Source organism: Microbacterium sp. ABR10, assembly GCF_057812175.1.
Map to the genome: position 1 here is coordinate 1,965,279 of NZ_CM173821.1, position 18,200 is coordinate 1,983,478.

General features: G+C 68.8%; 18 protein-coding genes. 6 read left to right on the forward strand and 12 right to left on the reverse strand.

The annotated features are described in order from the left end of the window. Window positions 1–13 precede the first annotated feature (13 nt). The 5 genes from ilvN to ACXKZF_RS09100 form a co-directional block, all read right to left on the reverse strand. On the reverse strand, window positions 14–523 hold the full coding sequence (gene ilvN, locus ACXKZF_RS09080) for an acetolactate synthase small subunit (RefSeq protein ID WP_055953948.1): 510 nt from the start codon (window positions 521–523) through the stop codon (window positions 14–16). A 1-nt stretch (window position 524) separates the two neighbouring features. After that, on the reverse strand, window positions 525–2,333 hold the full coding sequence (locus ACXKZF_RS09085; protein ID WP_488983994.1) for an acetolactate synthase large subunit: 1,809 nt from the start codon (window positions 2,331–2,333) through the stop codon (window positions 525–527). Between the two features lie 44 nt (window positions 2,334–2,377). Continuing rightward, a complete protein-coding gene (gene ilvD / locus ACXKZF_RS09090) occupies window positions 2,378–4,096 on the reverse strand; it encodes a dihydroxy-acid dehydratase (RefSeq protein WP_488983995.1) in 1,719 nt (572 codons plus the stop codon). Between the two features lie 124 nt (window positions 4,097–4,220). After that, window positions 4,221–5,000 carry a trehalose-phosphatase gene (otsB, locus tag ACXKZF_RS09095; protein WP_488983996.1) on the reverse strand — a complete coding sequence of 260 codons (780 nt, stop codon included), beginning with the start codon at window positions 4,998–5,000 and terminating at the stop codon, window positions 4,221–4,223. Next, the gene (locus ACXKZF_RS09100; protein WP_488983997.1) at window positions 4,997–6,460 is read right to left on the reverse strand and encodes an alpha,alpha-trehalose-phosphate synthase (UDP-forming); all 1,464 of its coding nucleotides are present in this window, start codon (window positions 6,458–6,460) and stop codon (window positions 4,997–4,999) included. Before ACXKZF_RS09100 ends, otsB begins: the two co-directional genes overlap by 4 nt. Window positions 6,461–6,661: 201 nt before the next feature. Between ACXKZF_RS09100 and ACXKZF_RS09105 the strand changes: the two genes are divergently transcribed. Beyond that, on the forward strand, window positions 6,662–6,916 hold the full coding sequence (locus ACXKZF_RS09105; protein ID WP_055953934.1) for a hypothetical protein: 255 nt from the start codon (window positions 6,662–6,664) through the stop codon (window positions 6,914–6,916). A 72-nt stretch (window positions 6,917–6,988) separates the two neighbouring features. Here ACXKZF_RS09105 and ACXKZF_RS09110 read toward each other — a convergent pair whose 3' ends face one another. The 3 genes from ACXKZF_RS09110 to ACXKZF_RS09120 are packed head-to-tail and all read right to left on the reverse strand — an operon-like array spanning window position 6,989 to window position 9,661. Continuing rightward, a complete protein-coding gene (locus ACXKZF_RS09110; protein WP_488983998.1) occupies window positions 6,989–8,176 on the reverse strand; it encodes an acetyl-CoA C-acetyltransferase in 1,188 nt (395 codons plus the stop codon). Beyond that, entirely contained in the window at window positions 8,173–8,829 is a 657-nt protein-coding gene (locus tag ACXKZF_RS09115; protein ID WP_243222163.1) for a CoA transferase subunit B, read from the reverse strand. The genes ACXKZF_RS09110 and ACXKZF_RS09115 overlap by 4 nt, the downstream gene beginning before the upstream one ends. Before the next feature lies 1 nt (window position 8,830). Next, window positions 8,831–9,661, reverse strand: coding sequence for a CoA transferase subunit A (locus tag ACXKZF_RS09120; RefSeq protein ID WP_055953928.1), 831 nt, complete (start codon window positions 9,659–9,661; stop codon window positions 8,831–8,833). A gap of 103 nt (window positions 9,662–9,764) precedes the next feature. Here ACXKZF_RS09120 and ACXKZF_RS09125 point away from each other — a divergent pair, with 103 nt between their 5' ends. From ACXKZF_RS09125 to ACXKZF_RS09135, 3 genes are read left to right on the forward strand one after another with little or no spacing between them, the layout of a single operon-like run. Continuing rightward, window positions 9,765–10,565 (forward strand): IclR family transcriptional regulator, encoded by an 801-nt coding sequence (locus ACXKZF_RS09125; RefSeq protein WP_055953925.1) that lies wholly within the window; start codon window positions 9,765–9,767, stop codon window positions 10,563–10,565. Between the two features lie 49 nt (window positions 10,566–10,614). Next, a complete protein-coding gene (locus ACXKZF_RS09130; RefSeq protein WP_055953922.1) occupies window positions 10,615–11,076 on the forward strand; it encodes a MarR family winged helix-turn-helix transcriptional regulator in 462 nt (153 codons plus the stop codon). Then, window positions 11,073–12,302: an MFS transporter gene (locus ACXKZF_RS09135; protein WP_055953919.1), complete on the forward strand. Its 1,230-nt coding sequence runs from the start codon at window positions 11,073–11,075 to the stop codon at window positions 12,300–12,302. Before ACXKZF_RS09130 ends, ACXKZF_RS09135 begins: the two co-directional genes overlap by 4 nt. A gap of 88 nt (window positions 12,303–12,390) precedes the next feature. Here ACXKZF_RS09135 and ACXKZF_RS09140 read toward each other — a convergent pair whose 3' ends face one another. Next, entirely contained in the window at window positions 12,391–14,136 is a 1,746-nt protein-coding gene (locus ACXKZF_RS09140; protein WP_488983999.1) for a DUF4082 domain-containing protein, read from the reverse strand. A gap of 1,457 nt (window positions 14,137–15,593) precedes the next feature. After that, window positions 15,594–15,986 carry a hypothetical protein gene (locus ACXKZF_RS09145; protein WP_488984000.1) on the reverse strand — a complete coding sequence of 131 codons (393 nt, stop codon included), beginning with the start codon at window positions 15,984–15,986 and terminating at the stop codon, window positions 15,594–15,596. Window positions 15,987–16,105: 119 nt separating this feature from the next. Between ACXKZF_RS09145 and ACXKZF_RS09150 the strand changes: the two genes are divergently transcribed. Beyond that, entirely contained in the window at window positions 16,106–16,462 is a 357-nt protein-coding gene (locus ACXKZF_RS09150; protein WP_488984001.1) for a hypothetical protein, read from the forward strand. A gap of 70 nt (window positions 16,463–16,532) precedes the next feature. Next, entirely contained in the window at window positions 16,533–17,024 is a 492-nt protein-coding gene (locus ACXKZF_RS09155) for a hypothetical protein (RefSeq protein ID WP_488984002.1), read from the forward strand. 54 nt (window positions 17,025–17,078) lie between these two features. Here ACXKZF_RS09155 and ACXKZF_RS09160 read toward each other — a convergent pair whose 3' ends face one another. Together ACXKZF_RS09160 and ACXKZF_RS09165 are read right to left on the reverse strand one after the other, a co-directional pair. Beyond that, complete coding sequence (locus ACXKZF_RS09160; protein WP_488984003.1) at window positions 17,079–17,201, reverse strand: hypothetical protein; 123 nt, start codon at window positions 17,199–17,201, stop codon at window positions 17,079–17,081. Beyond that, window positions 17,189–18,190, reverse strand: a complete 1,002-nt coding sequence (locus tag ACXKZF_RS09165) for a hypothetical protein (RefSeq protein WP_488984004.1) — start codon at window positions 18,188–18,190, stop codon at window positions 17,189–17,191. The genes ACXKZF_RS09160 and ACXKZF_RS09165 overlap by 13 nt, the downstream gene beginning before the upstream one ends. Between the last annotated feature and the right edge of the window lie 10 nt (window positions 18,191–18,200).

The following is an 18,200-nucleotide window of genomic DNA, read 5'->3' on the forward strand; positions in this document are numbered from 1 at the left end:
GGGCGGTGGAGGATCAGCCGCGCAGGACGCGTTCGGTGATGCTCTTGCCACCACGGCCGACGGCGAGCAGGCCCGACTGCGCGAGCTCCTTCACACCGAACGGCTCGATGGCCTTGAGAAACGCCCCGACCTTGCCCGAGTCGCCCGTGATCTCGATGACCATGGCGTCGGGGGCGTAGTCGACGACCGAGGCACGGAACAGGTTGACCACCTCGACCACGTTCGAGCGTGTGGCGTTGTCGGCACGCACCTTCACGAGCACGTGCTCGCGCTGCACGGATGCCGCGGGGTCGAGCTCGACGATCTTGATGACGTTGATGAGCTTGTTCAGCTGCTTGGTCACCTGCTCGAGCGGCAGGCCCTCGACGTCGACGACGACGGTGATGCGCGAGAGTCCGGGCACCTCGGTGACGCCGACCGCGAGCGACTCGATGTTGAAGCCGCGCCGAGCGAAGAGCCCCGCGACGCGGGTGAGCAGGCCGGGTTTGTCTTCGACCAGGAGGCTCAGAACGTGACGAGACATCTCAGTCCTCCTGCTCGTTGAAGGTGGGCGAGTGATCGCGCGCGTACTGGACGTAGCTGTTGCTGACGCCCTGGGGCACCATCGGCCACACCATCGCGTCGGCGCTCACGACGAAATCGATCACGACCGGGCGGTCGTTGGTGTCGAGCGCGAGCTGGATGGCGGCGTCGATCTCGTCTTCCTTCTCGACGCGGATGCCCAGGCACCCGTAGGCCTCCGCCAGCTTGACGAAGTCGGGGATGCGGCGCGTTCCGTGGCCCGTGTTCAGGTCGGTGTTGGAGTGGCGGCCGTCGAAGAACAGCGTCTGCCACTGGCGCACCATGCCGAGCGAGGAGTTGTTGATGATCGCGACCTTGATCGGGATGTCGTTGATGACGCAGGTCGCGAGCTCCTGGTTGGTCATCTGGAAGCAGCCGTCGCCGTCGATCGCCCACACCGCACGCTCGGGTTGGGCCACTTTGGCGCCCATGGCCGCGGGTACCGCGTAACCCATGGTGCCGGCACCGCCGGAGTTCAGCCACGCATTAGGACGCTCGTACTTGATGAACTGCGCCGCCCACATCTGGTGCTGACCCACTCCCGAGGCGTAGACGCCCTCGGGTCCGGTCATCTCGCCGATGCGCTGGATGACGTGCTGCGGCGAGAGCAGGCCGTCGGTGGTGGGTGTGTAGCCGAGGGGGAACTCGTCGCGGAGCCCGTTGAGGTAGGTCCACCACTCGGTGTAGTCGTGGGCGTTCTCGGCGTCGGCCGCGCGGAAAGCGGCCTCGAGGTCGATGAGAACCTCGCGCAGATCGCCCACGATCGGCACGTCTGCGGTGCGGATCTTGGAGATCTCGGCGGGGTCGATGTCGACGTGCACGACCTGCGCGTTCGGGGCGAACAGCGCCGCCTTGCCGGTGACGCGGTCGTCGAAGCGGGCGCCGAGCGAGACGATGAGGTCACTCTCTTGCAGCGCGAGCACCGCGGGCACGGTGCCGTGCATGCCGGGCATGCCGAGGTGCTGCTCGTGGGAGTCGGGGAAGGCCCCTCGCGCCATCAGCGTGGTGACCACGGGGGCGCCGGTCGCCTCGGCGAGCACCTTGAGCTCGGCCGACGCGTTCGAGCGGATCGCGCCGCCACCGACGTACAGAACGGGCTTCTTGGCGGTGGTCAGCAGGTGGGCCGCAGCCTGGATCTGCTTGCCGTGCGCCTTGGTCACCGGGCGATAACCGGGCAGGTCGATCTTGGGCGGCCACACGAAGGGCGCCTCGGCCTGCTGCGCGTCCTTTGTGATGTCGACGAGCACGGGACCGGGGCGACCGGTCGAGGCGATCTCGAACGCGGCGGCGATGGCGCCGGGGATCTCGTCGGCCGACTTCACCAGGAACGAGTGCTTGGTGATGGGCATCGTGATGCCGACGATGTCGGCTTCCTGGAAGGCATCGGTACCCATGAGGGTGGAGAACACCTGGCCGGTGATGCACACCAGGGGCACCGAGTCCATGTAGGCGTCGGCGATCGCGGTGACGAGGTTGGTCGCGCCCGGACCGGACGTGGCGATCGCGACGCCGACGCGCCCGGATGCCGCTGCGTACCCCTCGGCCGCGTGGCCGGCGCCCTGCTCGTGGCGCACGAGGATGTGGCGGACGTGCTCGTCGTCCATGAGCGGGTCGTAGACGGGCATGATCGCGCCGCCCGGCAGACCGAACACGTCGGTCACGCCCAGCAGGTCGAGCGAGCGGACGACCGCCTGCGCGCCCGTCATCATGGGCGCAGGGGCTGTGCGAGAGGGCGGCCGGGGAATGGCCGCGGTGGGGGAATCGATGGACATGGGAGTACCTCGAGAACCAGAGAAGGTGAGAAGAGAGACGGCCGTCAGCCCGTGACCGCGCCCTCCGCGGCGGAGTGCACGAGCTTGGAGTACTTGGCCAGAACGCCACGGGTATAGCGCGGGGGCAGCGGTTCCCAGCCTTCGCGGCGGGAATCCAGCTCGTCTGTCTCGACGATCAAGTCGAGAGTGCGAGCGGCGATATCGACCCGTATCAGATCACCATCGCGCACGAAGGCGATAGGACCTGCGTCCACCGCTTCGGGAGCTATGTGGCCGATGCAGAGGCCGGTTGTGCCGCCTGAGAATCGACCGTCCGTCAAGAGTAGTACATCTTTTCCGAGGCCCGCGCCCTTGATGGCCGCCGTGATGGCGAGCATCTCGCGCATGCCGGGACCACCCTTGGGGCCCTCGTAGCGGATGACGACGACGTCACCGGCCTGGATCTGACCCGCCTCGAGGGCGTCCATGGCCGCGCGCTCGCGCTCGAACACGCGGGCAGGGCCCTCGAAGACGTTTCCGTCGAAGCCCGCCGACTTCACGACCGCACCCTCGGGGGCCATCGAGCCGTGCAGGATCGTGATGCCGCCCGTCGCGTGGATGGGGTTGTCGAAGGTGTGGATGACCGTGCCGTCGATGGGGTCGGGGTTCAGATCGGCGAGGTTCTCGGCGAGCGTCTTGCCCGTCACGGTCAGCGCGTCGCCGTGCAGGAGTCCCTCGTCGAGCATCGCCTTCATGATGACCGGGATGCCGCCCTGGCGGTCGACATCGTTCATGACGTACTTGCCGAACGGCTTCATGTCGGCGACGTGCGGCGTCTTGTCGCCGATGCGGTTGAAGTCGTGCAGCGACAGCTCGACCTCGGCCTCGCGCGCGATGGCGAGCAGGTGCAGCACGACGTTCGTCGAGCCGCCGAGCGCCATGGCGAGGGCGATGGCGTTCTCGAACGCCTCTTTCGTGAGGATGTCGCGGGTGGTGATGCCCTGGCGCAGCAGGTTGACGACGGCCTCGCCCGAGCGGTGGGCGAAGTAGTCGCGACGACGGTCCGCCGACGGCGGGGCGGCGGAGCCGGGGAGGCTGAGTCCGAGCGCCTCGGCCACAGACGCCATCGTGTTGGCCGTGTACATGCCACCGCAGGCACCCTCGCCCGGGGCGAAGGAGCACTCGATGCGCTTGAGGTCGGCCTCACTCATGCGACCCGCCAGGCACGCACCGACGCCCTCGAAGGAGTCGATGATCGTGATCTCCTTCTCGGTACCGTCGGAGAGCTTGACCCAGCCCGGAGCGATCGAGCCGGCGTAGAGGAAGACGCTGGAGAGATCGAGACGAGCGGATGCCATGAGCATGCCGGGGATCGACTTGTCGCAACCCGCGAGCAGCACGGACCCGTCGAGGCGCTCGGCCATCATGACGGTCTCGACGCTGTCGGCGATGACCTCACGCGAGACGAGGGAGAAGTGCATGCCCTCGTGACCCATCGAGATGCCGTCGGAGACGGAGATCGTGCCGAACTGCAGCGGGTATCCACCGCCGGAGTGCACCCCCTCTTTCGCGCCCTGCGCGAGGCGGTCGAGGCTGAGGTTGCAGGGCGTGATCTCGTTCCAGCTCGACGCGATGCCGATCTGGGGCTTGTCCCAGTCGTCGTCGCCCATGCCGACGCCGCGGAGCATGCCGCGCGAGGTCGTGGCTTCGATGCCATCGGTGATGACGCGACTGCGGGGCTTGATGTCGAACTCGCCGGTGTTCGGATTCTGCGGAGCGGGCATCCTCGAAGTCTATTGCGCGCGCGCGTCCCCCCGATGCGCCACAGGGGATGAACGGCGGATTAATCGCCGTGCGCAGGAGCGCCCAAGACCCCTGGACGCGGGCGCCGCCCGGCGCACACGCCGGTCACGCGCCGTGCGCTCGGCGCAGGCGCGCCACGTCCTCCAGTACGGCGACGAACGCGGCGATGTCGTCGACGCGCAGGCTGGCCGTGGTCTCTCCCCCGCCGACCCGGACGCCGAGGTCCTGCGGTCCCAGCGAGCGCAAGGCGTCTTCATCGGTGACGTCGTCGCCGGCGAACAGCACGGCAGACGCCCCGACGCGCTCGCGGAGGCGCGCGACCGCGGAGTCCTTGCCCTCGTGGCGGAACGCGAACTCGAGGATGTCGTGCCCTGTGCGACGTCGCCAGGTGGGGGCTTGCGCTCCGACCAGTGCGTCGACGAGGTCTCGCGCGGCACGGGCGGTCGCGGCATCCGCCGTGCGCGTATGCACGCCGAGGCCGTACTCCTTCGGCTCGATCCACACACCGTCCATCTCACCGGTGCCGGCCGTGGCTTCCCGCTGCAGACGGTCGCGCAGCGCGAGGTCGTCGGTGTCGTCGGGGGTCTCTTCGACGCCGTTGCCGGGCACCCAGAACTGCGCGCCGTGCGAACCCGCGAGCCAGACCGGCGAGTCGTCGGCGTGCTCGGAGATCTCACGAAGGTGGGCCAGCGAGCGGCCGGAGACCAGCGCGACCACCGTCCGCGGCAGTGCCGCGAGCTCATCGACGATCGCGCGCGCCGCCGGGGTCATGCGCGCCGACATCGGCTCGTCGACCAGCGGCGACAGCGTGCCGTCGAAGTCCAGCGCGATGAGCAGGGTGTGGGTGGTGGCGACGGCCTCGACCGTCGCGTCGGCGGCGGTCATTCGGCATCCCCCTGACCGTCGTCAGTACCGGCCTCGACCTCGGCGGCCGCCGCACGGGACGAGCGGCCGTGGAACGCCGACAGCGCCTCGAGGAAGCCGCGCGACCAATCCTCGACGTCATGCTCGCGGACACGACGCCGCAGGGTGCGCATCCGTCGGCCCTGCTCGGCCGCGGGCATGTCGACCGCGCGGATGACGGCATCCTTCAATCCGTCGATGTCGTGCGGGTTGATGAGCAGTGCGCTGCCCATCTCGTCGGCGGCCCCGGCGAATTCGCTCAGCACGAGCACGCCGCGGTTGTCGATGCGGCTGGCGACGTACTCCTTGGCGACGAGGTTCATGCCGTCGCGCAGGGCCGTGACGAGCATGACGTCGGCGGCGAGGAACAGTGCCACCATCTCTTCGCGCGGATACGACTGATGCAGGTAGCGGATCGCTGTGTGCGTGGTGGTGTCGTAGTCGCCGTTGATACGCCCGACGGTCATCTCGATCTCGTCGCGCAGCTGCATGTACGCGTCGACGCGCTCTCGACTGGGGCTCGCGACCTGCACGAGGGTGGCGTCCTCGACCGTGGCCCGGCCGTCTTCGAGCACCTCGCCCCACGCCTTGAGGCGGTGACGGATGCCCTTGGTGTAGTCGAGTCGGTCGACGCCGAGCAGGATCTTGCGAGGATTGCCGAGTCCCTCGCGGATCTCTCTGGCGCGCTGCTGGATGTCGGGCCGCTGGGCCAACTCGACGTACGACTCCGCGTCGATCGAGATGGGGAACGCCTTCGCCAGGGCGACGCGCGTGCCGCCTTCGGCGTCGGGCACCAGGATGCCGCTGGCCTTGGTCTCGTAGCGCAACTGACGACGTACGGCCCGGGCGAAGTTGCCCGCGTCGGCGACGCGTTGGAAGCCGATGACGTCGGCGCCCAGCAGACCCTCGAGCACCTGCTTACGCCACGGCAGCTGGGAGTAGAGCCCGTAGGCGGGGAACGGGATGTGGTGGAAGTACCCGATCGTGATGTCGGGGCGCAACTCCCGCAGCAGCTTGGGCACGAGCTGCAGCTGGTAGTCCTGCACCCAGACGGTGCCGCCCTCGGCCGCGACCGCTGCGGCTGCGTCGGCGAAGCGCTTGTTGACCTTGACGTAGGCGTCCCACCACGCGCGCTTGTACGTAGGCGGCGAGATCACGTCGTGGTAGAGCGGCCAGATGGTGTCGTTCGAGAAGCCCTCGTAGTACAGCTGCACGTCGGAGGCGGACAGCGTGACGGGAACGAGGTGCATGTCGTCGAACTCGAACGGCTCGACGTCGACATCGGCTTGACCTGCCCACCCCACCCACGCACCGTCGGCACTGCGCATGACGGGTTCGAGGGCGGTCACGAGTCCGCCGGGCGAGCGCCGCCACCCCTCTCCATCGGGGGTGCGGTCGACGGGCAATCGGTTCGCGACAACGACGAAATCGGCCTGGGTCACAGGTCCTCCTCGGGGATCGACCTCAGGCTAACAGCGGGCCGGATCCCGGTTCGGGGGCTGGACGCCGGCGTGAGATCCGGTCGTGGCCGCCGGAAACGCTCCGACGCGCCGCATTCCGTCGCCCCCGTCGTTCACCGAACGGGGCGCGCGCGGGTGTCAAGGCGGCGGCGGCGATGAACCACGGGTCGGTAAGTTGGGCGCATGCGGCAGTACATCTTCGGAACCGGTCTCCTCAGCGCCATCACCGGCGGCGTCACGCTCCTGCGCGGACTCAAGAACGACGAGCCGTTCACCTGGCGGACCGCTCTGGCGTGGCTGAGCTGGGGCATCACCCTCGCTCTCGCCGTCGGCGCCGTCGTCGACACGCGTCGCGCCCGCCGGGGCCGGATGATCGCGGGTGACTCCCCCGTCCAGAAGAAGCAGGGCAAGCTGCTGAAGAAGCGCCTGACGCGCTGAGCACCCCCTCGAACGTTCCGGATGCCGCGGCCTGAGGGTCGCGGCATCCGTTCGTCGATCAGCGGGTGGGTGTCACCGGGTGAGGATGAGTGCGTCGCCCTGACCGCCGCCGCCGCACAGTGCCACGGCTGCCGTGCCACCGCCCCGACGGATCAGCTCATGCACCGCGTGCACGACCAGCCGGTTGCCGGAGGCGCCGATGGGGTGACCGAGCGCGATGCCGCCGCCGTGCGGGTTGACCACGTCATCGGAGAGTCCGAGCTCGGCCTGCGACCGCGCGACCACGGCCCCGAACGCCTCGTTGATCTCGACGAGATCGAGGTCGGATGCGGCGATGCCCTGCTTCGCGAGCGCCTTCTCGATCGCGCGTGCGGGCTGGGCGTGGAGGGAGTTGTCGGGTCCGGCGACCTGGCCCGCGGCTCCGAGCGTGGCGAGCACGTCCCAGCCGCGCTCCTGGGCGGTCGCGCGGGTCGTGACGACCACGGCAGAAGCGCCGTCCGAGATCTGCGAGGCGTTTCCGGCCGTGATCGAGCCGCCCTCGGCGAAGGCGGGGCGGAGCTTCGCGAGCGTTGCGACCGTGGTGTCAGGGCGGATGCCCTCGTCGGCGGTGACGACGACGGGTTCGCCTTTGCGTTGCGGGATCGACACCGGCACGATCTCGGCGTCGAACACCCCGTCGGCCTGCGCCGCGGCGGCGCGCTGGTGCGAGCGCACGGCGACGGCATCCTGGGCTTCGCGGGTGACCTCGTACCGGGCGTTCGCGCGCTCGGTCGAGGCGCCCATGCTCTCGCGGTCGTACGCGTCGGTCAAGCCGTCGAAGGCCATGTGGTCGATCACCTCGACGGAGCCGTAGGCGTAGCCCTCGCGCGAGTTCATGAGCAGGTGCGGGGCGCGGGTCATGGATTCCATACCGGCCGCGACGACGACGGTGGCGTCACCCACGCGCAGCATGCGGGCCGCGTCGATGATCGCCGTGAGACCCGAGAGGCACACCTTGTTGACGGTCGCGGAATGCACATCCCACCCGATTCCGGCCTCGATCGCGGCCTGCCGTGCGGCATTCTGCCCGGCGCCGGCCTGCAGCACCTGACCCACGAGGACGGCGTCGACGGCGTCAGCCGGGATGCCGCCGCGCTCGATGGCTCCGCGGATCGCGGCGGCGCCCAGCTGCACGGCGGTGAGCGGAGCGAGTTGCCCCTTGAGCCGACCCTGCGGGGTGCGTGCGGCGGCGACGATGACGATGTCGTTCTCAGCGCTCATGCGGTTGCGATCTCCTCGGTGAGTCTCACGGTCAGCGGGGGCTCGGTGGCATCCCGCACCTCGTCGACGCCGACGCCCGGGGCGAGCTCGACGAGCACGAGTCCATCCTGCGTCACGTCGATGACGGCGAGGTCGGTGATGATGCGATCGACGACGCCCCGTCCGGTGAGCGGCAGGGAGCACCGGTCGACGATCTTGGGCGAGCCGTCCTTGGCGACGTGCTCCATCAGCACGATCACCCGGGCGGCGCCGTGCACGAGGTCCATCGCGCCGCCGGGGCCCTTGACCATCTTCCCCGGGATCATCCAGTTGGCCAGGTCTCCGGATGCCGACACCTGCATCGCCCCGAGGATCGCGGCATCGATCTTGCCGCCGCGGATCATGCCGAAGCTCAACGCCGAATCGAAGAAGGCGGCCCCCGGGAGGGTCGTCACCGTCTCTTTGCCGGCGTTGATCAGATCGGCGTCCACCGCGTCGTCAGTCGGGTACGGACCCACGCCGAGGATGCCGTTCTCGGACTGCAGCACGACGGTCACCCCGTCGGGCACATGGTTGGGGACCAGGGTCGGCAGGCCGATGCCGAGGTTGACGTAGGCGCCGTCGGCGAGCTCGCGGGCGGCGCGGGCGGCCATCTCCGTGCGGGACAAAGTCATCTCAGATCTCCTTGACGATCGCGGCAGTGGTCCCTGAGCCTGTCGAAGGGACCGGTCCCGGCTCAGCGGCACCCTCGCGGATCGTGCGCTTCTCGATGCGCTTCTCGACGTCGCCGACCTCGACGATGCGGTGCACGAAGACTCCCGGCAGGTGCACGGCATCCGGATCGACCTCGCCCGGCTCGACGAGGTGCTCGACCTGCACGATGCAGGTGCGTCCGGCCATCGCCGCGAGCGGATTGAAGCTGCGCGCGGCCTTGCGGAAGACGAGGTTGCCGTGGCGGTCGCCCTTCCAGGCGTGAACGAGGGCGAAGTCTGTGGTGATCGCCTCTTCCAGGACGAACTCACGGGGCTCGCCGCGCACGTCGAAGCTCCGCACGTCCTTCGCGGGCGATGCCACAGCGATGCCGCCGGTGCCGTCGTAGCGGCGAGGCAGCCCGCCCTCGGCGACCTGCGTGCCGACGCCCGTCTGGGTGTAGAACGCGGCGATGCCCGCGCCGCCGGCGCGCAGCTTCTCGGCCAGCGTGCCCTGCGGGGTGAGCTCGAGTTCGAGTTCGCCCGTCAGGAACTGCCGCTCGAACTCCTTGTTCTCGCCGACGTACGACGAGGTCATCTTGCGGATGCGGCCGGCCCCGAGCAGGATGCCGAGCCCCCAGTCGTCCACCCCGCAGTTGTTCGACACGACGGAGAGATCGCGCGTCCCCTGCGCGAGCAGCGCCTCGATGAGAGCGATGGGATTGCCGGAGAGGCCGAATCCTCCGACGGCGAGCGAGGCTCCGTCGGGGATGTCGGCGACGGCGTCGGCCGCCGATGCCCAGGTCTTGTCGATCACGCGTACTCCTTCGAACAGCGGTGATCCCATGCTGCGACGGTGGGCGCGGGCGCACACAGCGACATCTTGCGATGTGGATGCCGCAGCGCGTAGCGTCCACATCGTGGACACCCCATCTGGATCGGCCCCACGAGCCGGCGTCCCCGGCGCGCAGGTCATCGCCCGTGCGGCGCACCTGCTGCGCCTGGTGACCGCCGCGGGCGACACCGGCACGAGCGTCGGCGACCTCGCGCACGACGCCGCCCTGACCCGCCCGACGGTGCACCGCCTCCTCACCGCGCTGCGCGCGGAGGGACTGGTCGATCGCGACGACGCCTCCGGACGGTGGCTACCGGGGCCGGAGCTGTATCTCATGGGGAGTGTGGCGGCATCCCGATTCGATGTCACCGCCACTGCGCGCGACATCGTGCGCTCGCTCGCGGTACGGACGGAGGAGAGTGCGTTCCTCTCGGTGCGGCGCGGCGATGAGACCGTCTGCCTGGTGCGCGAAGACGGGAGCTTTCCCATCCGCTCGTTCGTCCTGTCGGAGGGGGTGCGCTTCCCGCTGGGCGTCGCGTCGGCCGGACTGGCGATCCTCGCCTTCCTCCCGCCCCAGGATGTGGACGCCTATCTGGAGCGGCATCCGGAGCTGGCGGAGCGGTGGGGAGCGTCGCACTCCCCCGCGCGCCTGCGCGCGCGCATCGCCGATACGAAGGCCCGCGGCTACGCCGTCAATCCGGGGCTGATCGTCGAGGGCAGCTGGGGTCTGGGAGCGGCGGTCTTCACACGGTCGGGTGATCCGCAGTGGGCGCTGAGTTTGACCGGCGTCGAGTTCCGGTTCGGCGGTGAGCGCCTCGCCGAGCTGGGTCGCGTCCTGTTGGCGCACGCGCATCAGCTGTCGACGCGGATCGCCGCGCGATCGTGACGTCCTCCATTTAGATACCCTAGGTATATACCTGCGGTATGCTTTCTCCATGACCCGCGACGACGACCTGCAGACACTCTTGCTCGCGGTGCACGCCCTCACGCGCATCGCGGCCATCGACACCCAGAACGACGCTCCGGCGGCGCAGTGGCGCACGCTCACGCTCTTACGCGACCACGGGCCCCAACGGCTCGGCGATCTGGCAACCCTGAGCCGGGTGACCCAGCCGGGTATGACGCGGCTGGTACATCAGATGGATGCCGCAGGGCTCGTCGAGCGTGCCGCGCACCCGAGCGATTCGCGCGTCAGCGTGATCCGCGCGACCGACGCCGGCCTGGCGGCACTCGCCGGCTGGTTCGAGCAGTTCCGCGCGGCGCTCGCACCCCACGTCGCCGATTTGTCGGGGACGGAATGGGATGCCGTCGGCGTCGCCGCCTCGGCCCTCTCCCTGCGCGTGGGTCTCGTGCCCGTCGCGCCTCCCACCCACGAACTGGAAGAGGTCGTCCGGTGACCGCCGACACCGCAGCACCCCGCATCTGGCAGCAGCCCGCGCAAGTGTGGGCCGTCGCATTCGCGTGCGTCGTGGCGTTCATGGGCATCGGGCTCGTCGACCCCATCCTTCCGGCCATCGCCGAGTCGTTGCAGGCGAGCCCCGTCGAAACGGAGCTGCTGTTCACGAGCTACCTCGTCGTCACCGGTCTTGCGATGCTCGTGACGAGCTGGATCTCGAGCCGGATCGGAGCGAAGGCGACGCTCCTGGTAGGCCTGGCCCTCATCGTGGTGTTCGCGCTCCTCTGCGCCCTGAGCGGCAGTGTCGACGCGATCATCGGTTTCCGCGCCGGGTGGGGACTCGGCAACGCGCTGTTCATCTCGACCGCTCTCGCCACCATCGTGGGGGCGGCGTCGGGGGGCAGTTCTGCGGCGATCATCCTGTACGAAGCCGCCCTCGGCCTCGGCATCGCCGTGGGGCCGCTGCTGGGCGGCATCCTGGGCGAAGTCAGCTGGCGCGGACCGTTCTTCGGCGTGGTCGCCCTGATGGCCGTCGCGTTCGTGGCCGTGATGCTGCTGCTGCGCGGACCCACTCCCGAGCGCACGCCTCTGGCGTTCAGCGCACCGTTCCGTGCTCTGGGTCGACCCGCGCTGGCGATCCTCGCCGCGACCGCATTGTTCTACAACATCGGCTTCTTCACGCTGCTGGCGTTCTCGCCCTTCCCCCTCGGCTTCGGCGCGATGGGCATCGGCCTGACGTTCTTCGGGTGGGGTCTGGGACTGGCGATCACCAGCGTGTGGGTCGCACCGCTGCTGCTGCGGCGTCTGCGGCTGACGACGGTGCTGCTCATCGCCCTACCGCTTCTCGCCCTCGATCTCGTCGCGGCCGCGTTCGTGGTGTCGTCGGCCGCCGCCCTGGTCACCTGCATCGTGGTCGGCGGACTCGTGCTCGGCGTGGTCAACACCGCGCTCACCGAGGCGGTGATGGAGGCGACCGACCTGCCGCGTTCGGTGGCGTCGTCGGCTTACTCCGCCGTGCGTTTCCTCGGCGGCGCCGTCGCTCCGCCGCTCGCCGCCCTGCTGTGGCACGCCTTCAACGCGGGTGTTCCGTACATCATGGCGGCCGCGTCGGTCGTGATCGCCAGCCTCTGCATCCTGTTCGGACGCCCTCTGCTCGCCCACATCGACGGAGCGCACCCGGATGCCGCCGACGAGGGCGCCGCGGTGCTGGTGGGCGACGCGGCGTGACGCCGCGGAGCCGGTGGTGAGGCGCCGGATGTCGACACCCGATCGGGAACCGATCGGGCGCGGCATCCGGCGCCTCACCGTGCAAGCGTCAGCCCCAGATGGCCGCCAGGCGTTCGGCTGTCGGCACGGGCGCGATCTCGTCGAGGTCGTCGAGCGTCATCGGCTCGAGCTTGCTGAACCCGCGATCGCCCTTGGTGCTTTCTGACGCCTCGACCTCGGAGAACGAGTACGACGGCGAGACGCTGCCGGCTACGGTCGAGGTGTCCATCGCGAGGTCCGACCACGTTCCATGCAGGGAGTTCGCCGCGAGCACAGGCTGACCCCCCTCGTAGACGGGGTAGCGCTGCTGGCTGGTCTTGCCGCCGACGACGACGGTGTTGCGAATCTCGCCGCCGTTGTTGCTGCCCGCGATGATGCCCTGGTTGGACGACGCGAAGACGGCGGAGTCCTCGATCACGATGTCGGTCATCGTCCCCTTGCCCGAAGTGGTCACGAACTGGATCGTGTCGGTGTGGGCGTTCGAGCCACGAGCCTTGTAGTGCGGGGCGGCGTACAGACCCGAGAAGGTCAGACCGTCGATGTTGTACCCGTCGGCGGACTTGACCTCCATGCGGTCGTAGCCGGCGCCGGCCACGGCTTCGGTGCCCGCCACCACCTCGACCACGTCGGCGTCGCGCACTCCGCGGCCTCCGTTGGCGGTCACGAGGAGCGTGCCGACCGTGGTGTACCCGAAGCCGAACGACTCGACGTTGCGCAGCATCACCGACGTGTCACCCATGTCGATGCCGACGATCGACACACCGCGGACGCCGACGAAGGCGATCCCCTTGTCTCCGGCGGTCTTGACCGTGCCGATACCGTCACACGCGTCGACCAGGATGCGCGAAGCGCGGTTGGCGTTTCCGACGTCCTGGATGACGCCCTTCGCGCTGGATCCCGAGCCGTTGCCGCCCGTGATGGTTCCCGGCGAGACGCAGATGACCACGTCGTCCGACGTCTTGGCCTCCGCGTTGATCGCTGCGGAGATCGCGGCCCACGTCGGCTTCACCTGCACCACGCGTGCCTCATCGGCACGGGGGGTGTTGGCGGGCCAGTGGGTGCCGTCGGGGCCGACGGCACTGACGGGTCCGGCGGGGTCGGGCTCGGGCGCCGCCGACTCGACCGGAGTCGGAGTGGGTGCGGGCTCGGTCGGGTCCGGCTCGGTCGGCTCGACCGGCGACTCGGATCCGGACTCGAGGTCGGGTTCGGCGGTGAAAGCGATGTCGATGAGACCGCTGGAGGTCTGCCCGACGGTGGGGAAGCCGGCGGAAGCCTTGTACACCCCGGCCTTCGCGGGAGTGACGATGCCGTTGGTCGTCTTCGCCTCGGCGAAGAAGTTCTCGATGGCGGGGATGCGGCCGTCGTTGTCGAGCACACTCACGGTGTACGAGACGTCCGCGTCGAGGTCGAGCGCGATCGGGACGGTTCGCCAGCCGACCGCGGCCACGGGATTGACCGGCGCCTGCGCCAGAAGGACACCGGTGGACGACCAGACCGACGCGCTCACCACACCCGAGTTGGGGGCGTTCTGGTAGAACCGCACGGCCGATAGGGCGCCCGACTCCGCGGGCGAGAAGGTGAAGCCGACCTCGAGCGGACCGGGGACGGGCATCGCGTTGACCTGCGGTCGCGTGCTGTCGGGGAGGAGTCCCACCGGCCCGGTCACCGCGGCGACGCTGGGCGTCGCACTGCCAGCGACCAGGGCGGCGGCGACGGCGACGGCGGTGAGGATCAGGGTGCGTCGGTGGCGGGCGGACGAACGGGACGGAACACCGGAGGCGGCGTTGAGTTCCATGGGCGCATTGTGCTTTCGGCTCGAGCTCAGGGTGCGCATTGTTTCTTTACGCCCCGCGGCGGGTGCAAATGTCAGGACCGCTGCGGCGCAGCAAATCCGACCTTATACCCGCACCATTACGGGTGGATTAAGAATGGACCGCGCGGAGCCCCCTCATTCGAGCTCCCGAACGTGTCGCGCGACCATACCCACGGTGAAGATCGCGGGAACGACCGGGCCGTCCGGCGGGGAGCACGTGATTGCGCCGGGCGGTGGCCGCGCCTCGACAGCGGAGCAACCCGCATCAGGACGCGGAACGCGCTATTGACACCGCATTGTCGAGTGCCGGAAGATAGCGGTAACTCGGCCCTTGGGAGCGTGAAAGCGAGTACGAGAGCGTCATTCGACGATCCCTCTGCGATTTCCGCGGAACGCGCGATGAGAATGGACCGCGCGGCCCACCGTGGGACAGGACCAATCGCGTCAACGTAGCGAGCGCGGTTCCGCCGAACGTACGTTTCCGAAGCAATTCACCCGCGCGGTCTACGAAGTTCATCCCCTCGGCAGACGACGTCATTCTCTCCGCCGCGCGAACCGCCGATTTCAGGTTGTGCCGAAAACCCCTGCCGATCGACATCGATGCCGCTCCCCCGAAGAAGCGACTACGGGGTGCCGGAACCAGTAGTGGGGCACTACGGATCATGGGCGGGACCGCGGGACGACCGGCGCCGCGCGCGGTAGACATGATCGTCGGGTCTCCGCGTCGTGCGCGGAGGACACCATCGAGGGAGATGGATGTCGTGGTCGGGCGGGGGCCCCAACCACCGGCGGAACGAGGGGGACGCCGATGCTCATCGGAGAGCCATCGATAGGGCGACTGTTGCGATGGATGGATGCGAGGCTCGATCGACCCTCGCTCTGCGAGTTCGGGGCCCGGGGCGAAGTGTCGGAACCCCGATGCGAGATGATCGTCACCCCGCGGGTTGCACGGGAAGCGGGCCACCCCGGGTACTGCTCGCATGCGCACGACGCCCTCGCGCAGCAGGACCAGGTCTTCTGACGACGGTGACCGCACGGCAAGCGGGAAGACCGGCCGGGCACCACGGAAACACGGAAGCCCGGCGTCTCATCTCGCGATGGGAAGCCGGGCTTCGTAGCTGGTGCACCCCCTGGGACTTGAACCCAGAACCCACTGATTAAGAGTGAGATGAGCGGCATACATTCGTCGTAACGGGGACGTGCGCGGAACGTCCGCGATTCCGCTCCCTGACTGGCATCGAGCCGGTGACCGTGCTCGAACCGTCCGACGCGAGTACACCTATGTTTGCTAGCAATCAGCTAGCACGTAGCTAGCAGACACGACGCATGAGGTCGGAAGGCGTTGACCCACCCCCCTACCCCCGCCGATTCGGTCGACTGGGGCTGCCTGGGGGTAGGTGGGCGGCACACCGCACATCACCCTGGATGAGAATCGAAAATCACCGTGCCACGTCTAGAACTAGCAACACGAGCCCAGTGACACCTGAGCCAAGTACGAGCCACTGGCGCCTAAGCTCGCTCACCGTCTCGACGGGGCGATCCATGGCAGCCTCGACAGCCATGCTCATGTAGCTGGCTCTGCTCAGACTGATCCCGTGCGCGCGCAACATCACATCTCCGAACTCCCGAGCGTTGCGCTCTGCCCGGTCCCGCTGCGCACTCCCGTAAGGCATGTCGTACGACAGCTGCGTGCGCTCTTCGACCATCTGCGCGACGCGCATCCGCACGCGATACTCACGTCGCGCCTCTACCTGGTCGAAGGTGAACCACGCGCCAGCCCAGAATGCACCAACGATCGGAACAAACGCCGCCAAGAAGCCGAGGAGAGTCACGCTGGCCACCCTAGACGGGAGGCAGCGACGGCCTGGCCCGCCTGCGTGCAGCACCCTGAGTTCGACAGGCCCACTGATGGACGATCTGCTGGCCTACATAGGCGGTCTATGCTCCGGATATGAAGAAGCGGATGAGCATGGCCGTTGCGGTCGGCGTCGGTTTGGCACTCTGCTTGACGGGGTGCGCCGTGAGCAAGGAAGACACGGCGCTGAACCTCTGCAAGCAGGCGGCCGAGAAGGAGGTTGGCGCCTCTGTCGACTCGAGTGGGCTGGAGTCGACCAACATCGTGGACGCCCTATTCGAGGGCGGCGTTAGTAACGAGCGCCAGACCACTGACGACGACGCCCTTTTCACCGTGGCGGGGGACTTCACATTCGAGGACGCCGGCAAGGAGATACGACGAGGCATGGTTTGCACCGTCAAGTACGAAGGCGGGGAGGCCGGGGAGGCTGACCTCAGCATCGTCCAGAAGTAGAGGTGCGCCCGCAGGTTGTGCCGTCGGCTGAATGCATGCCCGCAGTACCCCTGGGGGGTATCCTCCACGCATGGGAACTGGCGAAGAAATGGTGAAGAATGCCCCGCCGCCGATCAAGCGAGGGGACGCCCTTCAGCGCGCCAGTGAGGGCTGGGCTCTGCGCGTGCAGGGGAAGACGTGGGCGCAGATCGCTGAGAAGGTGGGCTTCGCCTCTCCGCAGGGGGCTCACCGTGCCGTCATGCGCTTCGCCGGCACGATCCCCGACCCCGACCCGGCCGTGCTCAAGCGCATGTGGCGGGCGCGCCTGGACCGGCTGTATGCGATCGCTGACCGTGACGCGCGGGAGGGCAAGCCCGGGGCGCTTCGTGCTGGGGCGGCTATCGCCCAGCGCGCGGCCGCGATGGACGGGCTGGACGCACCGACGAACATCACCCTCACGGCCGTAGACACCGCTGAGCTCGCCACGATGGTTGACGTCCTTCTGCGTGCGAACGACGGTAAGGAGGTCGAGGCGAGCATCTGGGATGACGACGTGGTCGACGCGGAAATCGTCGAGGGTTGACACGCGAGAGGCCCCCGGCGCCGGTGTGGCGGCCGGGGGCCTCAGCTGTCTGTGTCAGGCCGTGCCGAAGTGGATGAGTCCCGGTTTGGACTCGGCCGCGCCGGCCTCTGACTCGTGCGAGTTGCCGAAATGCACGACGGGTCGCTGGAAGTGGTTGAAGTTCGTCACGACACCCACCCCGCTTCCGTAAGCTCGGCGCGCCGCTCCGCTTCCCGCTGCTCGACGTCGCGCTGGCGGTTTGCCTCGCGTGCGGCGGCGACTTTGGCCCGATATTCGGTGCGGAGCGGTTCGGGCAGCGACCCTGGCAACGCGATGCGGGCGGCTTCCCGGATCTCGTCGAGGGCCTCGGGCGCGAAGCTCCACGGCTCGTCGGTGCCGCTGTGATCGTTGCCGGCCACGTCGACGAAGATCTGCATCTCGTCGCCCAAGTACTCGTCGAGGCCCGCGCCGCTCGCCCCGCTCAGCGCCTCGATGCCGATCGTGCGCAGCGCCCGCTTGTCGGTCGTCGAGGGTCGCCGCCGCACGACGGCCGCGCACTTCGCGCACGCCGGGGCGTCTGTCCCGTCGGACCACTTCAGCGGGACCGCGTACCACTTCCGGGCGAGCCGAACGCCGCAGAAACCGCACGCGCCGTCGAGGCAGGCGTGATCCTCGTTTCGAAGCCGGTACTCGCGCGCCTCTTCGTCAATGATGTCGGACAACCGCTTGCGGTCGTCGGCGGTGAGGTGGGCCCACGCCTTGCCGGTCCAACTCTCGAAGGGGCTCGATCGCAGGTCGGCGTAGAGCGGCGCATGCCCGAAAGGGTCGCCGCCCGGAACGGGCGGATTCGCCGCGGCCAGTGCCAGTGTCGCCACGGCGTCGGACACCTTCCGGCCCGTGATTGCTCGCACGACGGCCGCGGAGTCGATGCACGCCTGGTGCTTCCGCTGCCAGCCGTAGAGCGGGGGCAGGCCGTTGTAGGCGCGCTCTGCGTCGATGTTGCGATCTGCGAGCGTGGGCTCGCCGATGACGAGATCGCGGCCGGCCCTCACGATCCCGCCGCAGACGCTACACACCGCCTTCGGTCGCTCGGCCTCGGCCGCGTCGGCTTTCGCCTTCTCGGCCGTCAGAAACGCGCGGGCTTTCGCCAGCGCCTCGGCGTCCGTATCGGTGGGGTCGGTGGTCATGGTTCTCTCC

Excerpts from the sequence above, each read along its gene's own strand:
- ilvD (WP_488983995.1), bottom strand. The coding sequence starts at position 4,096 with ATGCCCGCTCCGCAGAATCCGAACACCGGCGAGTTCGACATCAAGCCC.
- ACXKZF_RS09085 (WP_488983994.1), bottom strand. The coding sequence starts at position 2,333 with ATGTCCATCGATTCCCCCACCGCGGCCATTCCCCGGCCGCCCTCTCGC.
- ACXKZF_RS09140 (WP_488983999.1), bottom strand. The coding sequence starts at position 14,136 with ATGGAACTCAACGCCGCCTCCGGTGTTCCGTCCCGTTCGTCCGCCCGC.
- ACXKZF_RS09150 (WP_488984001.1), top strand. The coding sequence starts at position 16,106 with ATGAAGAAGCGGATGAGCATGGCCGTTGCGGTCGGCGTCGGTTTGGCA.
- ACXKZF_RS09105 (WP_055953934.1), top strand. The coding sequence starts at position 6,662 with ATGCGGCAGTACATCTTCGGAACCGGTCTCCTCAGCGCCATCACCGGC.
- ACXKZF_RS09165 (WP_488984004.1), bottom strand. The coding sequence starts at position 18,190 with ATGACCACCGACCCCACCGATACGGACGCCGAGGCGCTGGCGAAAGCC.
- ACXKZF_RS09110 (WP_488983998.1), bottom strand. The coding sequence starts at position 8,176 with ATGAGCGCTGAGAACGACATCGTCATCGTCGCCGCCGCACGCACCCCG.
- ACXKZF_RS09130 (WP_055953922.1), top strand. The coding sequence starts at position 10,615 with ATGACCCGCGACGACGACCTGCAGACACTCTTGCTCGCGGTGCACGCC.
- ACXKZF_RS09155 (WP_488984002.1), top strand. The coding sequence starts at position 16,533 with ATGGGAACTGGCGAAGAAATGGTGAAGAATGCCCCGCCGCCGATCAAG.
- ilvN (WP_055953948.1), bottom strand. The coding sequence starts at position 523 with ATGTCTCGTCACGTTCTGAGCCTCCTGGTCGAAGACAAACCCGGCCTG.
- otsB (WP_488983996.1), bottom strand. The coding sequence starts at position 5,000 with ATGACCGCCGCCGACGCGACGGTCGAGGCCGTCGCCACCACCCACACC.
- ACXKZF_RS09115 (WP_243222163.1), bottom strand. The coding sequence starts at position 8,829 with ATGACTTTGTCCCGCACGGAGATGGCCGCCCGCGCCGCCCGCGAGCTC.